Origin of the sequence: Haladaptatus pallidirubidus, assembly GCF_020700235.1 — an archaeon.
Classification (GTDB): Archaea; Halobacteriota; Halobacteria; order Halobacteriales; family Haladaptataceae; genus Haladaptatus; species Haladaptatus pallidirubidus.
This window is the reverse complement of the sequence record NZ_CP085301.1, coordinates 3,112,014-3,134,897: the sequence shown is the minus strand read 5'-3', so window position 1 is coordinate 3,134,897 and position 22,884 is coordinate 3,112,014. Positions and strand designations below refer to the sequence as shown.

Annotated in this window: 23 protein-coding genes; 10 read left to right on the top strand and 13 right to left on the bottom strand. The window is 61.4% G+C overall.

Features of this window, described 5'->3' with window-relative positions:
• Positions 1 to 28: 28 nt before the first annotated feature.
• From LIX15_RS16860 to LIX15_RS16840, 5 genes are all read right to left on the bottom strand, one after another.
• A complete protein-coding gene (locus LIX15_RS16860) occupies positions 29 to 877 on the bottom strand; it encodes an aminotransferase class IV (protein WP_227774379.1) in 849 nt (282 codons plus the stop codon).
• 7 nt (positions 878 to 884) lie between these two features.
• Positions 885 to 1,514 carry an anthranilate synthase component II gene (locus tag LIX15_RS16855; RefSeq protein ID WP_227774377.1) on the bottom strand — a complete coding sequence of 210 codons (630 nt, stop codon included), beginning with the start codon at positions 1,512 to 1,514 and terminating at the stop codon, positions 885 to 887.
• A gap of 637 nt (positions 1,515 to 2,151) precedes the next feature.
• Positions 2,152 to 3,663: an anthranilate synthase component I family protein gene (locus LIX15_RS16850; RefSeq protein ID WP_227774375.1), complete on the bottom strand. Its 1,512-nt coding sequence runs from the start codon at positions 3,661 to 3,663 to the stop codon at positions 2,152 to 2,154.
• Positions 3,647 to 4,324 (bottom strand): helix-hairpin-helix domain-containing protein, encoded by a 678-nt coding sequence (locus LIX15_RS16845; protein WP_227774373.1) that lies wholly within the window; start codon positions 4,322 to 4,324, stop codon positions 3,647 to 3,649. Before LIX15_RS16845 ends, LIX15_RS16850 begins: the two co-directional genes overlap by 17 nt.
• A 26-nt stretch (positions 4,325 to 4,350) precedes the next feature.
• Complete coding sequence (locus LIX15_RS16840) at positions 4,351 to 5,169, bottom strand: shikimate dehydrogenase (RefSeq protein ID WP_227774371.1); 819 nt, start codon at positions 5,167 to 5,169, stop codon at positions 4,351 to 4,353.
• A 79-nt stretch (positions 5,170 to 5,248) separates the two neighbouring features.
• Here LIX15_RS16840 and LIX15_RS16835 point away from each other — a divergent pair, with 79 nt between their 5' ends.
• The 4 genes from LIX15_RS16835 to ftsZ all read left to right on the top strand — a co-directional run bounded on the left by LIX15_RS16835 (position 5,249) and on the right by ftsZ (position 10,254).
• On the top strand, positions 5,249 to 6,214 hold the full coding sequence (locus tag LIX15_RS16835) for a calcium/sodium antiporter (RefSeq protein ID WP_227774370.1): 966 nt from the start codon (positions 5,249 to 5,251) through the stop codon (positions 6,212 to 6,214).
• A 46-nt stretch (positions 6,215 to 6,260) separates the two neighbouring features.
• Complete coding sequence (locus LIX15_RS16830) at positions 6,261 to 7,550, top strand: calcium:cation antiporter family protein (RefSeq protein ID WP_227774368.1); 1,290 nt, start codon at positions 6,261 to 6,263, stop codon at positions 7,548 to 7,550.
• 82 nt (positions 7,551 to 7,632) lie between these two features.
• Positions 7,633 to 8,961 (top strand): D-aminoacyl-tRNA deacylase, encoded by a 1,329-nt coding sequence (locus LIX15_RS16825; RefSeq protein ID WP_227774367.1) that lies wholly within the window; start codon positions 7,633 to 7,635, stop codon positions 8,959 to 8,961.
• Positions 8,962 to 9,096: 135 nt separating this feature from the next.
• On the top strand, positions 9,097 to 10,254 hold the full coding sequence (gene ftsZ, locus LIX15_RS16820; protein ID WP_227774365.1) for a cell division protein FtsZ: 1,158 nt from the start codon (positions 9,097 to 9,099) through the stop codon (positions 10,252 to 10,254).
• A gap of 149 nt (positions 10,255 to 10,403) precedes the next feature.
• Here the strand turns inward: ftsZ and LIX15_RS16815 are convergent, their stop codons facing one another.
• The gene (locus LIX15_RS16815) at positions 10,404 to 10,760 is read right to left on the bottom strand and encodes a hypothetical protein (RefSeq protein ID WP_227774364.1); all 357 of its coding nucleotides are present in this window, start codon (positions 10,758 to 10,760) and stop codon (positions 10,404 to 10,406) included.
• 278 nt (positions 10,761 to 11,038) lie between these two features.
• On the opposite strand from LIX15_RS16815, the gene LIX15_RS16810 reads away from it, so the two are divergent.
• Positions 11,039 to 11,206 carry a protein translocase SEC61 complex subunit gamma gene (locus LIX15_RS16810; protein WP_227774363.1) on the top strand — a complete coding sequence of 56 codons (168 nt, stop codon included), beginning with the start codon at positions 11,039 to 11,041 and terminating at the stop codon, positions 11,204 to 11,206.
• Between the two features lie 13 nt (positions 11,207 to 11,219).
• Positions 11,220 to 11,657 carry a transcription elongation factor Spt5 gene (locus LIX15_RS16805; protein ID WP_227774362.1) on the top strand — a complete coding sequence of 146 codons (438 nt, stop codon included), beginning with the start codon at positions 11,220 to 11,222 and terminating at the stop codon, positions 11,655 to 11,657.
• Between the two features lie 24 nt (positions 11,658 to 11,681).
• Here LIX15_RS16805 and LIX15_RS16800 read toward each other — a convergent pair whose 3' ends face one another.
• A complete protein-coding gene (locus tag LIX15_RS16800) occupies positions 11,682 to 12,476 on the bottom strand; it encodes a CPBP family intramembrane glutamic endopeptidase (protein WP_227774361.1) in 795 nt (264 codons plus the stop codon).
• Between the two features lie 281 nt (positions 12,477 to 12,757).
• On the bottom strand, positions 12,758 to 14,749 hold the full coding sequence (gene lonB / locus LIX15_RS16795) for an ATP-dependent protease LonB (protein ID WP_227774360.1): 1,992 nt from the start codon (positions 14,747 to 14,749) through the stop codon (positions 12,758 to 12,760).
• A 166-nt stretch (positions 14,750 to 14,915) separates the two neighbouring features.
• Between lonB and LIX15_RS16790 the strand changes: the two genes are divergently transcribed.
• Genes LIX15_RS16790 through LIX15_RS16780 form a run of 3 tightly spaced genes read left to right on the top strand, consistent with a single transcriptional unit; the run spans position 14,916 to position 16,808 of the window.
• A complete protein-coding gene (locus tag LIX15_RS16790; RefSeq protein WP_227776919.1) occupies positions 14,916 to 15,434 on the top strand; it encodes a nicotinamide-nucleotide adenylyltransferase in 519 nt (172 codons plus the stop codon).
• Positions 15,431 to 16,177 carry an SAM hydrolase/SAM-dependent halogenase family protein gene (locus LIX15_RS16785; protein ID WP_227774359.1) on the top strand — a complete coding sequence of 249 codons (747 nt, stop codon included), beginning with the start codon at positions 15,431 to 15,433 and terminating at the stop codon, positions 16,175 to 16,177. Before LIX15_RS16790 ends, LIX15_RS16785 begins: the two co-directional genes overlap by 4 nt.
• A gap of 28 nt (positions 16,178 to 16,205) precedes the next feature.
• Positions 16,206 to 16,808 (top strand): trimeric intracellular cation channel family protein, encoded by a 603-nt coding sequence (locus tag LIX15_RS16780; RefSeq protein WP_345411712.1) that lies wholly within the window; start codon positions 16,206 to 16,208, stop codon positions 16,806 to 16,808.
• On the opposite strand, the gene LIX15_RS16775 is transcribed toward LIX15_RS16780, so the two are convergent.
• The 4 genes from LIX15_RS16775 to thsA all read right to left on the bottom strand — a co-directional run bounded on the left by LIX15_RS16775 (position 16,805) and on the right by thsA (position 20,410).
• Positions 16,805 to 18,133 carry an APC family permease gene (locus tag LIX15_RS16775; RefSeq protein WP_227774358.1) on the bottom strand — a complete coding sequence of 443 codons (1,329 nt, stop codon included), beginning with the start codon at positions 18,131 to 18,133 and terminating at the stop codon, positions 16,805 to 16,807. The two genes, LIX15_RS16780 and LIX15_RS16775, sit on opposite strands and share 4 nt — an antisense overlap.
• 48 nt (positions 18,134 to 18,181) lie before the next feature.
• Positions 18,182 to 18,451: a hypothetical protein gene (locus LIX15_RS16770; protein WP_227774357.1), complete on the bottom strand. Its 270-nt coding sequence runs from the start codon at positions 18,449 to 18,451 to the stop codon at positions 18,182 to 18,184.
• A 38-nt stretch (positions 18,452 to 18,489) separates the two neighbouring features.
• Positions 18,490 to 18,753: a DUF7520 family protein gene (locus LIX15_RS16765; protein ID WP_227774355.1), complete on the bottom strand. Its 264-nt coding sequence runs from the start codon at positions 18,751 to 18,753 to the stop codon at positions 18,490 to 18,492.
• Positions 18,754 to 18,847: 94 nt separating this feature from the next.
• Positions 18,848 to 20,410: a thermosome subunit alpha gene (gene thsA, locus LIX15_RS16760; protein ID WP_227776917.1), complete on the bottom strand. Its 1,563-nt coding sequence runs from the start codon at positions 20,408 to 20,410 to the stop codon at positions 18,848 to 18,850.
• A 162-nt stretch (positions 20,411 to 20,572) separates the two neighbouring features.
• Between thsA and LIX15_RS16755 the strand changes: the two genes are divergently transcribed.
• Entirely contained in the window at positions 20,573 to 21,388 is an 816-nt protein-coding gene (locus tag LIX15_RS16755; protein ID WP_227774353.1) for an amidohydrolase family protein, read from the top strand.
• 550 nt (positions 21,389 to 21,938) lie between these two features.
• Here LIX15_RS16755 and LIX15_RS16750 read toward each other — a convergent pair.
• Positions 21,939 to 22,841: a glycosyltransferase family 2 protein gene (locus LIX15_RS16750; RefSeq protein ID WP_227774351.1), complete on the bottom strand. Its 903-nt coding sequence runs from the start codon at positions 22,839 to 22,841 to the stop codon at positions 21,939 to 21,941.
• Positions 22,842 to 22,884: the final 43 nt, after the last annotated feature.

Genomic DNA, 22,884 nt, shown 5'->3' with positions numbered 1-22,884 from the left:
GGTTGCCAGCGAAGACGCTTGAGGCTTTTCAATAGTGGCGCGCTTCGACCAGCGCGGCGAAGGCTGCCGCGAGTTCGCGGGTGACGGTACCGATTTCGAACGCCGAATCGTCCAGCCGACCGACCGGACGAACCTCCCACGTCGTGTTCGTCAGGAACGCCTCGTCGGCGCGCCGGAGGTCGGCCGGACGATAGCGACCGGTTCGAACCGGAATCTGCATTTCCTCCGCCAACCCGAGGACGACCTCGCGGGTTATTCCCGGCAGAATCGGGCCGGAAAGCGAGGGCGTGTGAAGCACGCCCTCGCGGACGAAAAACAGGTTGCTCGTCGCGCCTTCCGCGAGACTTCCTTCGGAATCGAGCATGAGCGCCTCGTCAGCATCGGTTTCGAGGCGGGCGAGAATCCCGTTCAGGTAGTTGTGCGTCTTCGCGTGCGCCGGGAGAGAGTGATCAGGTACGCGTCGGGTTTCGACAAGTTCGGCGCTTGCCGGAGCGTTCCACACGGATTCGCCATTTTCCCCACCGCGCGGAAGTTCGGAGGCGACGACGACGACCGTCGGATTGTCGGCGGGGCCGGGCGTCAGTTTTCCGGGTTGCACGCCCCGCGTAATCGAGCACTTGACGTAGGCGTCCCGTAGGTCGTTTGCTTCCAGCGTCTCGTCGATCCGGCGTTTGAGGTCGTCGCCGATTCCGTGGTCGATGGAAAGCGCCTCGCAGGTCGCTTGCAGTCGATCCGCATGCGCGTCCCACTCGAAAATCGTGCCGCCGTAGGCGCGCAGGGTTTCGAACCCCGCATCGCCGTACATGAAACCCCTATCGCGGACGCTAACCGACGCTTCCTCGGCGGGGACGAGGGTTCCGTTTACGTGGTATTGCATATTCGATTTAGGTTTCGATACCGTCGCACAACTCACAGAAGTTTCGAATCATCCGTTTTCCGTCGCCGGTCAGGATGCTTTCCGGATGGAACTGTACCCCGACGTGCGGCAGTTCGGCGTGTCGAACCCCCATCACGGTTCGGCGGTCGTCCACCGTCCGGGCGGTTTCGACCAGCGCGTCCGGTAGGTCGCCGCGTTCGACCGCCAACGAGTGATAGCGCCCGACTTCGAACGTTTCGGGGAGTCCAGCGAAGATACCCTCCCCGTCGTGGGTCACGGTCGAGGGCTTGCCGTGGACGACTTCGGGGGCGTGAACCACCGGCGCGCCGTTGGCGGAACAGAGCGCTTGGTGGCCCAGACAGACGCCGAGCGCGGGATACGTCGTCTCCGCGAAGACGGGAACCGAAACCCCCGCGTCATCCGGCGTTCCCGGGCCGGGCGAGACGACGATGCCGTCCGGGTCGAGTTCGCGGATGCCCGCGACGTCGATGGCGTCGTTTCGCCGGACGACCACCCCGTCGGCGAATTCGCCGTCGTTCTGCGGCGACGTCCCAGAGCCTGCCGAGGCGACTGCCTCGGCAACGTACTGGACGAGGTTGTAGACGAACGAATCGTAGTTGTCGATGACGAGAATCATTTTCGGGAGAGTTGTTTGGATTCCGTTCTTGACCGTGGGTTTCGCGGGTTTCGGGTAAACGTTGTTGGTTCGATTGGATTTCGGGAGTGGGCGAACAGACGTACTGTGGTGAGAGACAACGGAAGGATTTGTGAGAGTGATGCGAGGAATTTCCGCCTCCAACGAGACCGCTACCACGATGAGATCACCAGTCAGTGAAGGAATAGCTTCGAATAGGCCGATTACAAGTCACGACAACACATACCCGCACGCCACCGCACACACGCCTCCCTAACCGATTCTCTGCAGTCGTCGCGCGCCGTGTAGTTCGTTTCGATCCATGAATTATCCAAACCCAGGCGCGTGCGTCAGCAGAGCCCGAGGACATCTCGTTCGAGGGTCTGCCGATTATCACGCGAGGGATGATCAAAACGAGCGATAGCGAGTTGCGGGAATCGGTTGGGGAGGATGTGGCTGTTGCGATGCGGTGGCGGTTATTTTGAAGGCGGGAATTGTCGTCGAAAAACCCGTCACGGAACTAGTCAACGCACGCCAGATTTCGTCGTGGTAGCGGTCTCCTGGAGCCGACAATAGCTAACAATACCGAGAAAACACAGGTCCAGATACGACGAGATACGACTCACCGTTTTAGAAACTCTCACTCCACGGAAAATCCGTCCCCTCGCTCCAGAGCCTCATCAATCGCTCTGACCAGCGCCTTCCCTTTCGCCAGCGTCTCCTCGTACTCCAGTTCCGGAACCGAATCGTGGACGATTCCGGCCCCGACGCGCAGATGGTACTCGTTCCGATGGCGAACCAGCGTTCGGATGACGATGTTCAGGGTCGCCCGGTTGTCAAAACCGAGCATCCCGATGCTTCCGGTGTAGGGTCCGCGACGAGTTGATTCCAGTTCGTCGATGATTTCCATCGTCCGGGGTTTCGGCGCGCCGGTAATCGTCCCGCCCGGGAACAGCGCCGCGATTGCATCGGTTAGGTTCACCCCCGGCCGCCGCCGTCCGGCGACTTCCGAGACGAGGTGCATCACTTCCGAATAGCTGTCCACCCGTCGGTAATCGGTCACCTCGACGCTCCCGTACTCGGCGATTTTCCCGAGGTCGTTTCGCTCCAAATCAACGAGCATCGCGTGTTCTGCGCGCTCCTTTTCGTCCTCGAGCAGGTCGGCTTCGAGTTCCGCGTCCGCTTCCGCAGTTTCCCCCCGTTTACGGGTTCCCGCGATGGGTTCCGTGAGCATGCGTTTCCCGTTCACATCGAGCAGGAGTTCCGGACTGGCGCTCACCAAATCGACGCCCGGAAATTCCAACAGCGCGGAGTAGGGCGCGGGATTCACGCGCCGAAGCGCGTCGAAGGCCTCGACGGGATGCACGCTCGCGGGCGCTTCCAGTCGCTGGGAAACGTTCGCCTGAAACGTCTCGCCGTCGCGGATGTACCGCTTGACCGCCTGCACGCGCTCCGCGAAGGCCCCCTCGCCGCAGCTGCTAACGAACGGCCCCTGCTCGTCCGTCGGCGGGTCGCCGACATCCTCGTCGCCATCCGTCGCGGATTGGGCGAGGATACGCGCCATTTCCCGAGCTTTTTCGTAGTCCGCATCCGGGTTACCGGGGTCACCGAGTCGCGGGCAAGCTGTCACCCGGAGGGTCGTTTTAGGCGCGTCTATCGTTCCGCTCCGCGTTTCCCACGCCGCGACGCAGTCGTACAGTCCGAACTGGAGTCGCGGGAGGGTTCGGTCGTCCGTCGCCAGGTCCGGAAGCGCCTCCAATTCGCGCACGAGGTCGTAGGAGAGCCACCCGAACAGGCCGCAGGGATACGGAACGTCGCAGTCTCCGCGAATCAGTTCCTCGTCGTCCAGCACGCCGGAGAGCGCGCCGAGACTCGGCCCGGAACCGCTGTCCGATACCGATTCAGACTCTCGTCGCGCTTGCAGTCGCTCCGACGGTTCGATACCGAAATATCCCCATCCGGACTGTCCACCCGTCGTCGCCAAATAAAAGCCGCCGGAACCGTCCCGTGCGCGCCGATAGGCGAGAAACGGGTCGTCAACCTCGATGCGAACTTCGACGGGAATTCTCGCGCCGCACGGTGCGTCGCGGGCTACCTCGCGGTACGCGGACCGCGAGGTGACGACCGTCGGTTTCTCACATCGATTTCGCACGCTCTATCCAGCCTTCGATTCGCTTCGTCGAGAGGTCGGTTTCGTTCGCGAGCTCCTCCGAATCGGCGACCGCCAACTGCGCCGCGTCGTCCACGCCCACGTTGCGAAGGCGCTCGGCGTACGCCGGGCCGATACCTTTCACGTCTTCGAGCGGCCGACCGGCTTCGGAATCGGCGTCCGTCGCTTCCGGCTCCTCCGTCGTTTCGGATTCGTCTGCGGGTTCGGTGTCCGCCGCCGACTCGGAATCCGCCGACTTCGCGTCCGTTATCTCGGCTTCCTCGATTTCTTCCGGGCCGGGTTCGGGTTCCGTGCCCTCGGTCTGTACGGGTTGTCCCGCTTCCGCGGACGGGCCGACCGCTTCGGCCGGTTCCGCGGCGGTGTCCGCTCCCGACTCGGATTCCGCTTCGGCTTCGGCTTCGGCCTCCTCGATGTGGTCGGTCGGTTCGCCCTCGTCCACGAGGTCTTCGGTCGAGACGCTCGTTTTCGATTCGGGGGACTCCTCGCTCTCTGTCTTTTTCACCGCTTTCTCGTTCGTCGCGTCCACTTGCTCTCGCGTCTCGGTCGGTTCGCGTTCTATCGTCACGCCGGAGTCGCGCTGGCGCGTTTGCGAACGCTCATCGCCAAGACCGAGCAACGATTTCAGCCGTGTGATAAGCCCCATTACAGGACAGTACAAAGTCGCATCACTTAAAGGCGTCTTCGCAAGGCGGCGTCCATCCGTTCGACCGGCGCGCTTTTTCCGGTCCATATTTCAAACGCCGCGACTCCTTGAAACAGAAGCATCCACGCACCGTCGATGGTCGTCGCCCCGGCGTCGCCCGCCTCGCGGAGGAGTTTCGTTTCGAGCGGGCGATACACCGCGTCCATCACCGCGAGGTCCGAATGAAGGGCCTCGCGCGGAACCGGGGAAACGCCCTCCTCCATTCCGACGCTCGTCGCGTTGACCAGCACGTTCGCCTCCGAAACGATGTCGGAGAGCGCGTCCAGTCCGTGTGCGCTCGCGCTCGGAACGTCTTCGGCCAACGATTCAGCGCGCGCGACAGTTCGGTTGGCAACCCGAACCGTCGCGCCCTCCTCGGACAGCATGAACGCGATCGCTCGCGCCGCGCCGCCCGCACCGACGACGACGGCCGATTTTCCGTCGAGGGACACGTCGTGGCGGGAGAACGCGCGACGCGCGCCCTCCGCGTCGGTGTTGTGGCCGGTCGGCGTCGCGTCGTCGCCGGTCGCGGTTCCCGAACCAGAAAAATCGACGGTGTTTACCGCGCCGATTCGCTTCGCGAGCGAATCGGCTTCGACGTGAGAGAGAGCGCCTTCTTTGAACGGAATCGTGACGTTCAACCCGCGGACGCCGAGCGCGCGCGCGCCCTCGATTGCCGGGCCAATCGCGTCCGGTTCGAAGGTGACGTATTTCGCATCCAGTCCGAGTTCGTCGTATGCGGATTCGTGCATCGGCGGCGACAGCGAATGACCGACGGGATTGCCGAGTAGTCCGTAAACGTCCATACGCATTCTGTGGTCCGCTGTCGAATAAGCCCATCCGTCGGAAGTAATATATATTGATAGTGAAATAACCAGGAAGACTATGTACGCGCCGCAATTCACGCAGGGAATGTCCGCCGACTTGCTGTTACTGCTTGGTGGTATCGTCCTCCTCTATTTCGGTGCAGAGCTGCTCGTCGATAGCGCGTCCTCGCTCGCGCTCGGGGTCGGCATCGCCCCGGTGACCATCGGCGTGACCATCATCGCCTTCGCCACGACCGCGCCCGAACTGTTCGTCAGCCTCATCGGTGCCGTCTCCGTCTCCGGCGACATCGGTCTCGGCAACATCGTCGGGTCGAACATCGCCAACATCGGCCTCGTGTTGGGCGCATCCGCGCTCGTCCAACCGTTAGCCGTCAACCGCGACCTGCTGTGGCGACACGGGTCGTTCATGCTCGCCGCGGTCGTCATGCTCGTCGTTCTCGGAAGCGACGGAACGCTCGGCGCGACCGACGGCGCGCTTTTGCTCGCCGTCCTCGGCATTTTCACCGTCTACATCCTTCGGCACACGCGACGCGGCGGCGACGAGGGCGCCATCACGGACGAAGTCGGCGACGACGGAACCGCCAACGCGCGCACGGTCGGCATGTTCGTCCTCTCTGTGGGCGTCCTGCTGGCGGGATCGCGCCTACTCATCACGGGGAGCGTCGAACTGCTCCGCGGGTTCGGCTTCACCGACCTGTTCATCGGTCTCACCGTCGTCGCGTTCGGTACCTCGCTTCCCGAACTCGCGACCTCCATGGTTAGTTCCGCCCGCGACGAAGCGGACCTAAGCATCAGCAACGTCATCGGAAGCAACATCTACAACATCCTCGCGGTCATCGGCGTGCTGGCGCTGGTCGTCCCCGTGAACGTACCGGTAGCCACGCAGACGTTCGAGTTCCCGTTCCTCGTCGCGTTCACCGTCGGGGCGATGGCGCTGATGGCACACCGCCATCGCGTGTCGCGGTTCAACGGCCTGCTGCTCGTCGCGGGATACGGCGCGTTCGTGTTCCTCCTGTTCCCCTGATTCCGGAACGCAAGGATTACCTTCGGGGGCCAGCAACTGATTTTCGATGACCGGACGATTACGCCATCCTCTTACAGCAGTCCTGCTCTCGGTGCTTCTGACGGCGCCGTGGATGGGACTGTGGGCGACGGGAAACGCCCACGCTCTTTCGACACTTCAAACGATTGCTATCACCGGAATTTCAGTACTCGGCGCGTCCTTTTTGCTCGCATGGGGTGCCGAAACGGCAGAAGAAGACGTTCCGCGCGCATTCGCACTCGCAATCCTCGCCGTGCTCGCCGTCGCGCCCGAATACGCGGTTGACGCACTGTACGCGTGGAACGCGGGCGCGTTCGCCGGAACCCCTCGCGGGGCGGAGAACGCGAGTCTCGCCGTCGCCAACATGACCGGCGCGAACCGCATCCTCATCGGACTCGGCTGGTCGGCTATCGCCGTGTTCGCCATCTACAAAGCGAAATCGACGAACGATCCCGCGGTCGAAAATCGGAGCGGATTCCTCGCCGACCGAGTGCGACTCGATCCGGACATCTCGACGGAAATCCTCTTCCTCTTCATCGCAACCATCTACGCCTTCTTCGTCCCCTTGGGTGAGGGCATCGGCTGGCCCGACATGCTGTTCCTCGTCGGATTGTACTTCACGTACATCCTCTTCACGCTGAACGCGCCGCACACCGACGAAGAACAGGTCGGAGTCCCCGCCTACTTCCAGTCGTTCAGGACGAATATTCGCGTTCCCATCTACCTCGGGATGTTCGTCTTCTCGGGACTCGTCATCTTCACCGCCGTCGAACCGTTCGCGCACGGCCTGGAAGATTACGGAGAGCAAATCGGCGTTCCCTCGTTCCTGATGATTCAGTGGGTCGCGCCGCTCGCCAGCGAGAGTCCGGAACTCATCGTCGTCGCCTACCTCGTCAACAAGGCGCGCTCGACGGCGGCGTTCAACGCGCTCATCTCCTCGAAACTCAATCAGTGGACGCTTCTCATCGGCACGCTCGTCCTCGTCTACAGCATCTCGCTCGGCAGTCTCGAAACCCTGCCGCTCGGCCAGAAGCAGGCCGGTGAAATCTGGCTCACCGCCGCACAGAGCTTCTTCGCGTTGGCGATTCTGGTCAATTTCACCATCAGCATCCGCGAAGCACTCGCACTGCTCGTGTTGTTCCTCGTGCAGTTGTATCCGGATTTCCACCACTACGACGCGCTCATCGCGTTCAGCGCCGTCTACGTCGTCCTCGGACTCGCGCTGTTGGCGACTCGTCGTGAGGCACTTCAATTCCTCATCGGTCGCGTCTACCGGCGTATTTCCGGAAACGAGCCGACACGGGCGGAGCAGGTCTGACCGCCTCGGCGCTTCCAACAGCATCGACGAGCGTCCACCGACATTCGACGCCCTTTTTCGATTTTAGCGCGGAGACGTGTACATGATTGCCGTCGTCGTCAGCCGCGCCGATTACGCCTCGGAACACATCGGCGAGTATCTGCGTTCGGAAGCGGAATGGACGGAAAAAGAAGACAATTCTCGCCCCGACGCCGACGGCGGCGGAAAATACTACCGACGCGAGGGATTCGAACTCCGCGAGTTCGAATCCCTCCATCTCGACATCGAGAACGTCGCGGAGGCGTTCTCGAATCCCGAGATGCTCGTCTTCGCCTCTCGTCACTCGGGCGACACCGGGCCGCTGCTGACCGCGCACTTCACGGGTAACTTCGGCCCGGCGGAGTACGGCGGTGCGGACGGGAAACTCGCGGAAACCTGTCCGAACGCGCAGGCCGAACTGCTCTCCGCGTTCGACGAACACGCGCCGGACGCCTACGAGGTCGGCATGGAGTGTACCCACCACGGGCCGAGCGAAGTCGGCGTCCCCTCGATGTTCGCGGAACTCGGAAGTGGCGACGAACAGTGGGGCGATTCCGACGCGGCGCGCGCAGTCGCGCGCGCTATCCTCGACCTCCGCGGCGTCGAACCGACCCGCGAGCGACAACTGGTCGGGTTCGGCGGCGGCCACTACGCTCCGCGCTTCGAGCGAATCGTCCGCGAAACGGACTGGGCGGTCGGCCACATCGCCTCGGACTGGAATCTGGAGGAGCTGGGTTCGCCGGAAGAACCGGGCGCGCGAGAAACGATTCGGCGGGCGTTCGAGCGAAGCGGCGCGGAGCACGCGGTGTGCGAAGGCGACTACCCGGAACTGGCGTCGGTCGTCGCCGACCTCGGCTACCGAATCGTGAGCGAGACGTGGGTTCGGGAGGTGTCTGGTGTTCCACTCTCGCTCGCGACAGAACTGGAAACCGAACTGTCGTCGGTCGAATCCGGACTGCGATTCGGAACGGCCGCGGGCGACGCGCGCGAGTTCGAAATCGTCCCGCTCCCCGGCAATTTGCTCGACAGCGCGACCGGAATCGACCGCGAGGAGACGCGAAAAGCGGTTTCCGAACACACCGTCGCGTTCGAGACGGAACAGGGCGGAACGCGGGTTGCGGGCCGGTGTGCCGTTCGCGGAGCGGAGGATTACGACGCAATAATCGGCGCGTTGGCGGCGTTGCTCGACCGGAAGTACGACGAAGTCGAACGGAAACCGGACGAAGTCGTCGCGCGGGAAATCGCCTTCGACCCCGAAAAAGCACGCAAGTTGGGCGTCTCAGAGGGGCCGGAGTTCGGGAAGCTCTCGGCGGGAACCGCCGTGACGGTCGCAGGCGAGACGATTCCGCCGGAGGCCGTGCGAACCGAACGTACACATCGCTTCTCCGTATGATTTTGGGACGTTTTACGTGACGAATTGGTAGATTTCATATGAATTACTACATGTGCGTTATGCGGACACGCGTCAGACGTGCGTCATCCAGAGGGGAAAGATAATTAATCTGCGTTGGTAAACCAAACCTCAAGGATGGACTCCATTGTTGAAGACGCCATTGAGGAGGCGGAAGGGGAGCAACAAAACGCCTCCCAGACGCAAATCGGTGGTGCCAGAAACGAGACGGCCCCGTCGGGTACGAACCCATCGGGCACGATGACCGACGATCAACTCGAAGACGTACTGAAAGATCTCCAGACGAACATCACCGTCGTCGGCTGTGGCGGTGGCGGAGGAAACACGGTCAATCGAATGGCCGAAGAAGGAATCCACGGCGCGTCGCTGGTCGCCGCGAACACCGACGTACAGCACCTCGTGGAAATCGAAGCGGACACGAAAATCCTGATGGGCGAGCAAAAGACCAGCGGACGCGGCGCGGGGTCGCTTCCGCAGGTCGGCGAGGAAGCCGCGCTCGAAAGTCAGGAAGACATTTACGACGCGATTCAGGGGTCGGACATGGTGTTCGTCACCGCCGGACTCGGCGGCGGGACGGGAACCGGAAGCGCCCCGGTCGTCGCCAAGGCCGCGCGCGAAGCGGGCGCGCTCACCATCGCAATCGTCACGACGCCGTTCACCGCGGAGGGCGAAGTCCGACGCACGAACGCCGAGGCCGGACTGGAGCGCCTGCGCGACGTGAGTGACACGGTCATCGTCGTCCCGAACGACCGACTGCTAGACTCCGTGGGCAAACTGCCCGTCAAGCAGGCGTTCAAGGTGGCCGACGAGGTTCTGATGCGCTCGGTGAAAGGGATCACGGAACTCATCACGAAACCCGGACTGGTCAATCTGGACTTCGCCGACGTTCGCACCGTCATGGAGAAAGGCGGCGTGGCGATGATTGGACTGGGCGAGAGCGATTCGGATTCCAAGGCACAGGATTCGGTTAAGAGCGCCCTGCGCTCGCCGCTCCTCGACGTGGACATCAGCGGCGCGAAATCCGCGCTGGTCAATGTCACCGGTGGCAACGACATGTCCATCGAGGAGGCGGAGGGCGTTGTCGAACAGATTTACGACCGCATCGACCCCGACGCGCGCATCATCTGGGGAACCTCCATCGACGAGAGTTTGGAGGGTACCATGCGCACCATGATTGTGGTCACCGGCGTCCAGTCGCCGCAAATCTACGGTCGCAGTGACGAAGAACAGGCGCAGGCAAAAAGTCGAACCGAAGAGATCGACTACGTCGAGTAATTCCGACGACTGCTCAAACAAGCACAACCGGCGAACTTAGTAGTAATTTCCGCGGCTATTTTCTACCCGTACACCGGACAGCGGTAGTACGAAAGCGAAGTGATGCGATATTCGGGCTCCGACCGCAGTCGTTAGATACGGAACGTGGCCTAACCCCCCGAGGCGACGAGAATACCGTAGATTACAAGTCCACCACCGATGACACCACCGCCAATCCATCTGTTGGCGGTACTCGAACTCACCACGCCAATACCGAGGATACCAAGCCCACAGAGCGCCCAGAACAGTCCCGTCCAGTAGCGGTGTAAGTCTGCAAACCACGGCGAAATCCGCTGAGCGAGGAAGGCCGCAACACCAATCGCTACTAATGCGATACTCGCTACAACTCGACCAGTATCGACCGAGCTCCCGGAGAATACGAATATCGCCATTGCTAACAGTCCAACAGTGATATACGAGAGACCGTTCCACAGCCCGCCGAAGTTCGAACGGTCACCCTCGGTCATTATCCGTCACGTTAGCTATCACGAGTGAAAATATCTCCGAAGTGAAGATTCGATAGCGAATCCCGACGCGAAAATCGCTCGGGGAGCGTTATTGGGTCGAGATTAGAATTCGAAGCACCGACCGACTCGAATTTCCGCCCGACTCCGCGGCGAGCGGAAGTCTATAATTCGGCGCGGTTGTGACGGATCGTTGTCTATTTTGTCCTCCCTCCTCGGAACAACACTCTCGGCTGACCTTGGAAAGATAGAAAAAGCCCGATAGCCAAACACAACTATCTATGGATGTCAAACTCGATGTCGCGTCGTACATTCGCGTACTCAAACTGGCGAGTACGCCCTCGTGGGACGAATTTTCACAGATTTCGAAGATTGCTGGCGCGGGTATCCTCCTCGTCGGACTGCTCGGCTTCGCCATCTTCGTCGTGATGAGCTTCCTCCCGGCCTAAACTGATAGATACCATGTCCATTTACGCAGTAAAGACCACGGCAAGTCAGGAACGCACAGTCGCGGATATGATCGTCAACCGCGAAGAACCGGAGATTCACGCCGTTCTCGCCCCCGACTCACTGACGAGTTACGTGATGGTCGAGGCGGACGACGATGCGGTTATCAGCCGCGTGCTGGAGGAGATTCCGCATGCTCGGAGCATGGTGCCCGGCGTGAGCAGTATCTCCGAAGTCGAACACTTCCTCTCGCCCACACCCGACGTGGAGGGCATCGCGGAGGGAGACATCGTGGAACTCATCGCGGGCCCGTTCAAGGGCGAGAAGGCGCAGGTTCAGCGCATCGACGAGGGCAAAGACCAGGTGACGGTCGAGCTGTACGAAGCAACCGTCCCGATTCCGGTTACCGTGCGCGGTGACCAGATTCGCGTGCTGGATAGCGAGGAACGGTAAGCGAAGCGCGAGCAGTCGAACTTCTCAGTCTTCGTCCCAGGCGTGAACTACGAACTCAAGCGCGTTCACGAGGTAGTGAGCGACGACCACGACCAACAGACTTCCCGAAAGAACGAAGGCGACGGCGAGCACGCCGCCCAGCGCGCCCGTCACGAGGATTCCGCCCGGTCCTTGCGCGCCGTGCCCGACCGCGAACGCAACCGACGAGAGCGCGGCGAGGAGCCACGGCGACAGTCCGTAACCGCTGGCCAGCACGCCGATGAGCGCCGAGCGAAACAGCAGTTCTTCGAATCCCGCGATAACTGGTAAGGCACCACCGAGTAGAACGACCCACCCGCGGAGCGAATCCGGTGTCAGCATCTCGCGCAGACCGTCCTCGTAGTCGATCCCCAGCGTGTCCGCCGCGCGCTGGCCGAGTTCGTTCGCCGCGAACAGCGCGATGCCAAGGGCGATTCCGCCCCCGAGTTGAAACAGGGTTGTTGATTCGACGCCCAACGCGGACGCTGGAATCCCGGCCAGTACCGCCGAAACGACGAGTATCACGCCGAACAACCCCTGGCTCAACGCGACGTTCACCAGGAGCATCTTCGTCGTCAGTTCGTCCTTCGGATTCGATTGTGGCGGTTGGGGGACGGACGGTTCGACTTCGATTTCGGCGTTGTGATTCGGGTCGTCCTCCGGTTTCGACTGGAAATCTGGATTCAGTTCGGTGTCGTCACGCCCGGCCAGCATCGTTTGTGAGGCCCGCGCCAGCGCGATGAGGATGACGAGGACGAACAGTGTGACGGCGGCGAAGGCGTTCCAGTTCGGCGCGGGCATTCGAATTCGTGTTTGGCGGCGGGCACGGAAAAGCTATCTACTCACGAAGGCGAGGAAGTTTGGATGAATTTCTGTCACTGATAGAAGCGGTGGTGAGCGGGTTCCGTGAGGTGGTGCTGAGTGGGTTTCGCCTCTTCTCTACACTCGTCGTATCATCAAAACCAGTTTCGGTACAATAAAAACCGACGCGACCAGCAGTTGCGACTTCAACGCAAGCGAACTATTCAGCGTCCCAACTCACGGGTACAAAAATATAGTAAAAACGAATTCTGCGGGGTCGGCTACTGCGGGCTGGGGCGGCCGGTATTGCCGCCGATTTCGCGTTCCAGCGCGCTTCCGGTGATGTTTTTCAGGCGGTCGATGAGACCGTCCTTTTCGGGTTCGCCCGAAAGGGCAACTTCGAGTACCTCGCTGATGTGCGAGACGGGGATGATTTCGACCATCTCCTCGTACTCTTCTTCGATCATCACGTCCTGCTCGTTCGCCTTTGGAATGATGACCGTCTTGATGCCAGCCTTCGCGGCGGCCTCGATTTTGTGGGTCACCCCGCCGACGGGGAGCACGTCGCCGCGCACCGACAGCGAACCGGTCATGGCGACGTCCTGTTCGACCGGCGCGTCCTCCAGCGCGCTGATGACGGCCGTGGCGACCGTGATGGACGCCGAGTCGCCGTCAACACCCTGCTGGCCCGCTTGGACGAACTGGATGTGAACGTCCTTCTCGCTGATATCCTCGTCGCTGAACTTCTTGATGATAGCCGAGACGTTCTTCACGGACTCCTCCGCCATCTCCTTCAGTTGACCGGTGGCGATGACTTGGCCGGGACCCTGCGACGGCGTCACCTCGGCCATCACGGGGAGCATAATACCGCTGTCCTCGCCCATGACGGCGAGGCCGTTGACGCGGCCGACCACGTCGCCGTCGGAGACGGTGAGTTCGTAGTCCTTGCGGCGCTCGATGAAGTCGTCGGCGATCTGTTGCTCGATGGAGCGCGAACGGCGCTTCGCCTGCAACACGTGATCGCGCGTGGTGTACTCCGCGTCCTCGGCACGAGCGATGTCGCCAGCGACGCGGACGAGGCCACCGAGGTCACGCAGTTTGAGCGTGAGGTGGTCTTTGCGTCCGGCGCGGCGCTGGGCTTCGAGGATGACCTCTTCGACCGCCTGCTCGTTGAAGTGCGGGAGCCGACCGTCCTTTTCGACTTCTTGCGCGATGAACCGCGCGTACTTGCGGCGCATCTCCGGCGTGTCGTCGATGGTGTCGTCCATGTACACCTCGTATCCGTATCCCTTGATACGGGAGCGGAGCGCGGGGTGCATGTTCTCCATCGCGTCGAGGTTTCCTGCGGCGACCATGACGAAGTCGGTCGGGACGGGTTCGGTCTGCACCATCGCGCCCGAACTGCGTTCGGACTGGCCGGTGATGGAGAACTCGCCCTCCTGAATCGCCGTCATCAACTTCTGCTGACTGCGGATGTCGAGCGTGTTGATTTCGTCCACGAACAGCACGCCCTTGTTGGCCTTGTGAATCGCGCCGGGTTCGACGCGGTCGTGGCTCGGCGTTTCCATTCCACCTGACTGGAACGGGTCGTGGCGAACGTCGCCGAGCAGGGCACCCGCGTGTGCACCCGTCGCGTCCTCGAACGGCGCGCTGGTCACGTCGCTGTTGTTCACCAGCAGGTTCGGAATCATCGCGTCGCTTCCGCGTGAACCGTAGCGGAACGCGAGGTAGATGACACCCGCGGCGAGGATGCCCAACAACGGTCTTCCTGCGATGAGGAGCGCGTAGCCGACCACGATAGCGATGATGACCCACATCAAAAAGGAGCGCATCTGGTTGCGCTTTCTGGCTTCTTCTTTGTGGGCGTCGATTATCTGGTCGCCTTTTCCGGCGGGGACGGTTCTGACCTTCGGCTCGTTGCCGTCGTCCGGATTGTGGTAGACGAGAACGTCCTGCAAATCCTCCTTGGGGAGGAGTTGGCTCATCGCCTTCGCCAACATCGACTTCCCGGTACCCGGCGTTCCGATCATCATTACGTGGCGGCGCTGTTTGGCCGCCTTCATCACTACGTCGCGTGCGTGGTCTTGTCCGATGACTTGATCGACCAGCCGGTCGGGAATTTCGACCTCTTCCGTGCTTTCTATCTCCAGCCCACCGAGCAAGTTGTCCTCCGAAATTTCGTCGGCAACCTCGGCATCCACATCGCTCCCGAGACTTTCTACTTCCTGCTCTGTTTCCTGCTCCGGTGGTGGAGCTTCGGTGTCGTTACTCATAGAATTCGTTCAGTGTGATTCAAACGAAGGCTGGCGAACTGATATACTTTCTCCCTTCAACTGTATGTGCCTGATTCTCATGAACGCGCGGCAACGCTCGAAATACGGCCGTTCTTCTCGGGCGCGACTCGTCACGCTTATAAAAACGCTGGCCGACGAATTGACCATGACCCGCGGGTTCTACATCGGGCGCTTTCAACCCTACCATAACGGCCATCACAGCGTGGTCGAGACGATTTCCGAAGAAGTGGACGAGCTCGTCCTCGGTATCGGGAGCGCCGGGAACTCACACACCCGGCACGACCCGTTTACGGCTGGCGAGCGAATCATGATGATTACCAAATCCCTCGTGGACTCCGACCTCGTCACCTACGCCGTTCCCATCGAGGACTTGGACAGGAACTCTGTCTGGGTGAGCCACGTCCAAAGCATGAGTCCGGAGTTCGACGTGGCCTACTCGAACAATCCCCTCGTCATCCAGTTGTTCACGGAGGCGGGCGTCGAGGTTCGCCAATCGCCGATGTTCAACCGCGACGTGCTCGAAGGGACGGAAGTCCGCGACCGGATGGTCGAGGGCGGCGACTGGGAGAAGCTCGTCCCCGAAGCCGTCACCGAAGTTATCGAAGAAAGCGGCGGCATCGAGCGCATCCAGCGCGTCAGCCAAACCGACTCGAACGGCGTATGATAACCCTCTCGTCCGACTTCGGCACGCCGTATCCCGCGGCGATGAAAGGCGTCCTCCTCCAGCACAGCGACGCCCGTCTCGTGGACGTAGCGCACGATTTCCCGCGACAGGACGTTCGAACCACCGCCTTTTGGCTCCGCGAAGTGCTTCCGTACTTCCCCCCGGCAATCCACCTCGTCGTGGTTGATCCCGGCGTCGGAACCGACCGGGCCGCGATTGTCGTGAGAGCAGGCGATCACGCGTTTGTCGGGCCCGACAACGGCGTTTTGCTTCCAGTCGCCCGCGAGCTCGGCGACCCCGAAATATTCGAAATCGAATACGAAAGCACCGACAGCGCGACCTTCCACGGACGGGACGTGTTCGCGCCCGCCGCGGGCCGAATCCACGAAATTGGCGTCGATTCGCTCGAAAACCTTCCCGGTACCGCTCCCGCCGACGAGTTCCACGACCTGCAATTTCCGGAACCGACGGTCAGCGAATCGAAAGCGGCGGGCGAAATCCTCGTCGTGGACGATTTCGGCAACGCCATCACGAACGTCCCCGGCGACTTCCTCGACGATGTGAACGAAATCGAAGTGGACGGCGCGCCATCGTCGGTCGAACCCTCCTACGCGCACGTCGAAGTCGGTCAGCGACTCGTGACGGTCGGAAGCCACGGCAACGTCGAACTCGCCGTCAATCGAGGACGGGGGAACGAGGCATTCGGCATCACCGTCGGCGACGAAATCCGACTAGAAAGATGACGATGTGGGTGCAAAGGGCGAGGTAACGATGGACGCCTTCGGAATCATGAACATCGTCGGTTTGCTGGCGTTCGCGGTCGTCGGGTCGCTCCGCGGCAGTGAGGCCGACCTCGACCTGCTCGGCGTGGGCGTCCTCGGCGTGATGACGGCTCTCGGCGGTGGCGTCACCCGCGACCTACTGGTGAACGCGACGCCCGTCGCGCTTCGCTCGATGGGCGACGTGAGCGTCGCACTGGTCGGCGTTGCGCTCGCCGTGGTTCTCTCACGATTCGGCGACGACTTGACCGAGCGTCCGGTCGTCCGAATCCCGGACGCAATCGGCCTCTCGGCGTTCGCCACAACCGGCGCGCTCGTGGCTCACGACGCCGGACTCACCGCGTTCGGAGTGGTTCTGCTCGCAACCGTAACCGGAGTCGGCGGCGGCCTCATCAGTGATTTGCTCCTCCAGAACGTTCCGTCTGTTCTCGTCGAGGATTTCTACGCGACCTGTGCACTGCTCGGCGGACTGGCGTTTTGGCTGTTGGTGGACGTTGGAGTCGGGTCGCAAAAAAGTGCGGTTGCCTGCGCGGGCATCGTCTTGGGCCTTCGTCTACTGGCGATTCGGTACGACTGGGAACTGCCGACGGTCTAAATTCGTTTTTCCACGTTCCGCACTCCTTGCAGTATCGATTTGCGCTCGAAGTAGACCAGTTCGAGGAGGAAGATGGAGACGGTGATACCGACCACCAACGCGAGAATTCCGCGCTGAGTAGTGTAGAGATGCCACAGGAGCAACGGGAGGAAGACGGCACTGCCGAGCATGCCGATTGCGGGAACGACGGCCGTAATCGACGGGTTATCGCGCTCGCGAAACGCGAGATAACTCATCGCGCCGAACACCACGATGAAGGAGACAGACGCGAACTCCGTTATCGCCTCGAGGCTCCCGTAGGCCGTGAACACCGCCGTGAGTAGACCGATGATGACCAAGGTGCGCGTCGGTGGTCCGTCGTCGGATGCATCCCCGATTTTGTCGGGAAGGAGATCGTCTGCAAGCATTCCCTTCGAGAAGAGCGCGGTGCTGAACATCGTCGCGTTGATGGCGCTCGCGGTGGAGAGGAGGGCTGCGATGCCGATGAGGACGTAGCCGATCTGTCCCGCAAACTGTTTGGCCGCGATGGCGAGCGCGACATCCGGGTGTCGGACGACCTGTCCCCGACTGACGAGGCTGATTGTCACGAGCGCGACGGCCATGTAGACGAGCGTCGAGATGGGTATCGAGAGGTACACCGCCTTCGTGATGTTTTCGACCGGGTTTTCGATGCGATCTTGGTCGTACATGAGCAGTTGCCACCCCTCGAAGGAGACGAACGAGACGGCGGCGGCGACGAACGGCCCGGCGGGGTGACGCACGGCGCGTTCGATACCGAGTTTCAACTGTCCCTGTGTGTAGGCAAACCAAATTCCGATTACGCCGAACAACACGACGATTCCGACCTTGAGGGCGACCAACACGTCCTCGGCTACGCCCGATTCTCGGGCGCCGATGACGTTGAGACCGACGAATCCGGCGACGACGAGCACCGACATGACGGGGCGAGTCGGCAATCCGACGACGGGAATCGTGGAGAGACCGAATAGTTGTCCGAAATACGCGCCGAAGGCGAAACCGTACATCGCCATCGTGCCGATATAACCGACGATAAGCATCCAACCGACCATTCCTGCCAGCATCGGTCGTCCGATGAACTCCTCGATGAACGTTACCGAACCGCCCTGTGAATCGCTCAACTGGTTGAGTTTAACGTAGGAGTAACCGGTACACATCGCGACGATGCCCGCGGCGAAGTACGCGAGCCATGCAGTTGGCCCCGCAACCTTGGCGACGACACCTAACACCGCGAAGATTCCGCCGCCGATGATGCCACCGAGGGCGAACGAAACCGATTCCCAGAAACCGAGCGTCCCTTGTCCCATACGCGTGGTACCCTTTCGCTCGTTTTTAACTGTTCTCGCCGAGTCGGATCACCGGCGGTTCCACGACCCCGCCAGCGCGGGACCGAACGCAAAGAAGACGACGCCGGTCCAGAGCACCGCGAAAATGAGAGCGCCGCTCATCGTCGTCGTCAGATATCTAAAAAATCCGACTCCCGTTTCGGCACCGTAGGTGTCGATTGCGACGTAAAAGGAAAAGAGCGTCGGCACGTTCGCCAACAGAATCGTGAGAGAAACCGCGAGCGTGTCACGCGTCGGATTTCGACTTCGATCGGTTCGGGCGGAGGATTCGATTGCCATACCGAACGGAAGTCATTCAATCAAAATAACATTTTTGTTCACGTCGTCCGTTCGGTGTCATATCGAGATGCGTAAGTGACGAGCCCGAACACCAACGCTAACACGCAGGTCGTGAGAATCATGCCGAACAGCGCCATCGTCACGGGCGACATCTGGAACAGCGAAACACCGAAAATATCCATTGTCGCCCCGCGGTTTTGGCCGGTCGTACCGACGACGAATCCGATTGCGCCCGCGAGAAGAACGACGACCGTGGCGGTTGCGAGGAAGATGGGGCGACTGGAAACAACGCGCTCGCTCATCGGGATTGGGTTGGTACCCTCGGCGGATAGGGCTTGCTACTTGGAACAATGTCGAACGCAAAAAATCGTAGCGGGGTGAACTGCTAGCTTGCGTCTATTTCGCGGCGATAACGTCGTCGATGCGGGCGATCATCGTCGCGGCTTCGGTGGCGCTCTCGACCGCTTCGCGTTTGACCGCGGCGGGGTCGATGACGCCTTCCTCGACTGGGTCTGCGATTTCGCCGGTTTCACCGGAGGAGATGATTCCTGCGCGGCCCGCTTCGTCGTCGTTCGCGGCGCGGAGGTCGACGAGAGCGTCGATTGGATCCATTCCCGTGTTCTCGGCGAGGGTGCGCGGAAGCACTTCGACTGCGTCGGCGAACGCCTCGATGGCGAGTTGCTGACGGCCTTCGACGCCCGCAGCCTCGTCGCGGACACGGCCCGCGATGTTGATTTCGCTCGCACCCGCGCCGGGGACGACGCTTCCGGTATCGACCGCGGCGGAGACGACGTCCAGCGCGTCGTTCAGCGCGCGCTCAAGTTCGTCGACGACGTGTTCCGTGCCGCCGCGGACGAACAGCGTGACGGATTTCGCGGCCGCGCCGCCCTCGACGAAGGCGAGGCCTTCGTCGCCGTACTTTTCGACGCGGATGCTGTCGGCGTGGCCGAGTTCGTCCTCGTCCACATCGTCCGGTTTGCCTGTGCGCTTGCCGCCCGTGGCCTGTGCGATGGCGGACGTGAGGTCGTCGTCGACGTCCTCGAAGGCGAGGATGCCGTGCTTGGCGAGGTAGGAAGCGGTTCGGTCGTCGATGGAGGAGTGCGAGAAAATGACATCGACGCCGGCGTCCGCGATTGCGTCGGCGAGTTCGCGGAGCTGGTTGTCCTCGGCATCCATTGCGGCGGTAAGCTGGTCAACGTTATCGACGGAGTACTCCGCGTCGATTTCCGTCTCGCGGACGCTAAACGTACCGTCGGTGGCGAGGACGGTGGCGTCCTCGACGGAGCGCGGCATGTTCTTGTGCGCGGGTTCCGCATCGGTGACGATTCCCTCGATGAGTTCCGTCGCGCTGGAACTCGAACCGACCTGCGTGTGGACGCGAATGTCGTCTCGTTCGACCTTCTCGTCGCCTTCGACGTGGCGCACGGCGTCGACGACGACTTCCGCGAGTCGCTCGGTTCTGATGTCGCCGGTGCCTTTGCCGGTCATGCTAGATTCGGCGACCTGCTTGAGAATCTCGTCGTCGATGTCGGCGTCGAGCGAGAGGTCGTCGATGGCTTCCAGCGCGATATCTCGTGCGCGTGCGTAGCCTTCCACTATGGTCGTCGCGTGAACGTCCTGTTCGAGGAGGTTCTCAGCTTTGGCGAGGAGTTCGCCCGCAAGCACTGAGGCCGTCGTCGTGCCGTCGCCGACTTCGTCCTCCTGTGTCTGGGAAACCTCGACGATCATCTGTGCGGCGGGATGCTCGATGTCCATCGAGTTGAGGATAGTCGCCCCGTCGTTGGTGATGACCACGTCGCCGTCGTCGGAGACGAGCATCTTGTCCATCCCACGCGGGCCGAGCGTGGTTCGTACTGCCTCGCTTACCGCTTTTCCCGCGGCGATGTTGGAGGACTGAGCGTCCCGACCATGCGTTCGCTGGGAATCCTCGCTGAGGATGAACATCGGTCGTCCGCCCATGCGTCGCTGTCCGAAGCCTGATTCTGACATCAGTACAACGAATGATTGATATTCTATATAAAGGTTTCTACTGCGTTCGGGGAGTGACACGAAGATGCACATCCGGAACCCGAATCGCGTGACCGATAGATTCAAATAACATTACGCGGGAGGAATTTTCAGATGCTGGAATTGGAACACCGTTTTCGCGTCGTTGACGTTCATTCCCGTCTCCCCGTCGAAGAAGCGGTCACGACGCGCGGGCGGGCAATCTCGCCGGAAAAACTGGAACGCGAGATGCACCAAGCGGGCGTCGTCTCGACCGTCGTTTTTGCCGAACCGCAAGACGGTCAAAACTACCTTCGCGCGAACAACGCCGTCGCTCGGCGAAGCGTCGAACGCCCGTTCGTCACCTTCGCTCGAATCAACGGCCCCCGCGACCCAACCGGAAGCACCGCGGCCCGACTGCGGAACTTCGGCGCGCGCCGGAAGGACTGGCAAACTTCGCCCGAGGATATCGAACAGTACGCCTACGACGACCGGTTTCACGGCTTCAAACTCGACCCGGTGCAGGACGGTCTCCCGGACGAGGAGGTTCTCGACCAACTGGAAGACGTCGGCCTTCCACTGCTCGTCCACGCGGGCGACGGATTTTCGCCGACCGACGCCGCGAATACCCTTCTCGATCGGTCGTTTCCCGTCATCCTCTCCCATTTCGGTGGCTACCCGTTGAACCGCGATTTGATGGACGACGCGATCAACCTGCTCGATTCCTCCGACGACTGTTATCTGGACACGAGTTTCGTTCGCTACCGCGACCAGTTGGAGCGTGCCGTCATGGAACATCCCGACCGCGTGCTGTTCGGCAGTGGCGCCCCGAACGCGCATCCAAACGTCGCCGTGATGGAAATTCTGACCTTAGACGTTCCGGAAGACGCCATGCGAAAAGTGTTCACGAAAAACCCGTCGCGCGTCGTTGACGGACTCTCCGTGGAGTAGTATTTTCGGGAAGTCGGTGGTTTGACTGGCGTTTTCGGGAACCTGGAAGTTGGACTGGCGTTTTCGAAGTTCGTGGCCATCGAATTTCGGGTCCAATCGATGCAGTTCGAGAATACTGTAGACGATGAAGCTTCGGGTGGTTTTGCGCGGAATCAGTGGAAATGGGTTTCAAGAATGTCGCTAGCGACTGCCGACTCCAATCAAACCGCCCCTGCAACCTCCCGCCTCCGCAATCGCAGCGCAACCGCAGCGCAATCGCAGGCGGGCGAATGCGACGCACTCGCCCGCCAAGTGACTGATCGGACGTGCCATCGCGTATCGGAAAACGGGTTTTCATCCGAAAACGGCAATTGGCTTTGGATTGGGCGGTTGGCTGGGAACGGGCGAACGAGCAAAGGAACGAGTGGCGACGCCACGAGTGGTTGCGTGAGTTCGGGCGTGGCTTGGTGCCTGCATCAGCAGTCGTCGCCGTGTCAAAGTCGGTTCTATTCTGACCAACAGGCTACCGAGCTATCTTCGGCAATTGTCGTTCCAGTATCTCATTTGTGCGCTATCGCCAGTCGTAGCGTTCGACCGCGCGATCTGCCCGCGAGGACAGTCCGGCGGGATTCCGAGTGTCGCTTCGGTCGCGCAGGCGCGCGAGGACGCCGTCTTTCGTTCCGATAGCGATCCCCTTACAGACGCGCTTTCCGCAACTCACCCAGAAGGTTGGTTTCGTCTCACCTGACGCCACATCCCGACCCGCTTCGCGGGCGTCGGCCACGGCATCCTGTACTGTCCGTCTGAACACGGTCAGACGTAGGCCGTAGTTTTTCGTCATTCGATAGGCGAGCGATCGATATTTGATACCCCAATCGCGCTCGATACCCTCGTCCTCTTCCTCGTCCCGGCGCACGCTCACCGGCGGTGACCACGTGACAGACCGATTGAGAGCGGCGAGGCGGTGCGCGCAGTCGCGCGCGCCGCCGGTTTCCAAGTTTTCGTCGAAACCATCCGCGGCCTCGATTGCGTCCCGACTGAACGCGACATTTCGGCCCGAAAAGTAGGTTACGTCCCGCCCCGTAATCGTCCGCGTCTCTACCGTCTCGGTCGTCATTCCCGCCTTGACCATCCGATGCACAGGCCCGGTTACGACATCCGCGTCATCCGTTATTGCCCGCGTGACGCCGTCGTACCACGACTCTTCGATAGTGACGTTCTGCCCGACGAGTGCTATCGCGTCGCCGCTTGCCTCGGCGATTCCGGCGTTCCGCGCGACGTTCAGATTTCGGTCGGAGATTTCGACCAAGGCGCTCACGTCGCCGCGGTCACACACCATCCCGGTCGTCCCGTCCGCGGATGGCCCGTTGACGACGATGATCTCGGCGTCCGGCGCGTGCCGGGAGAGCGCGTCGAGGCTAGCGCTCAGGGGGTCGCGACCGTTGAGCGTCGGAACCACCACGGACAGGTTCATATCCACTTTTCAGATACCGGATGCGTAAAAGTAATTCGGCACG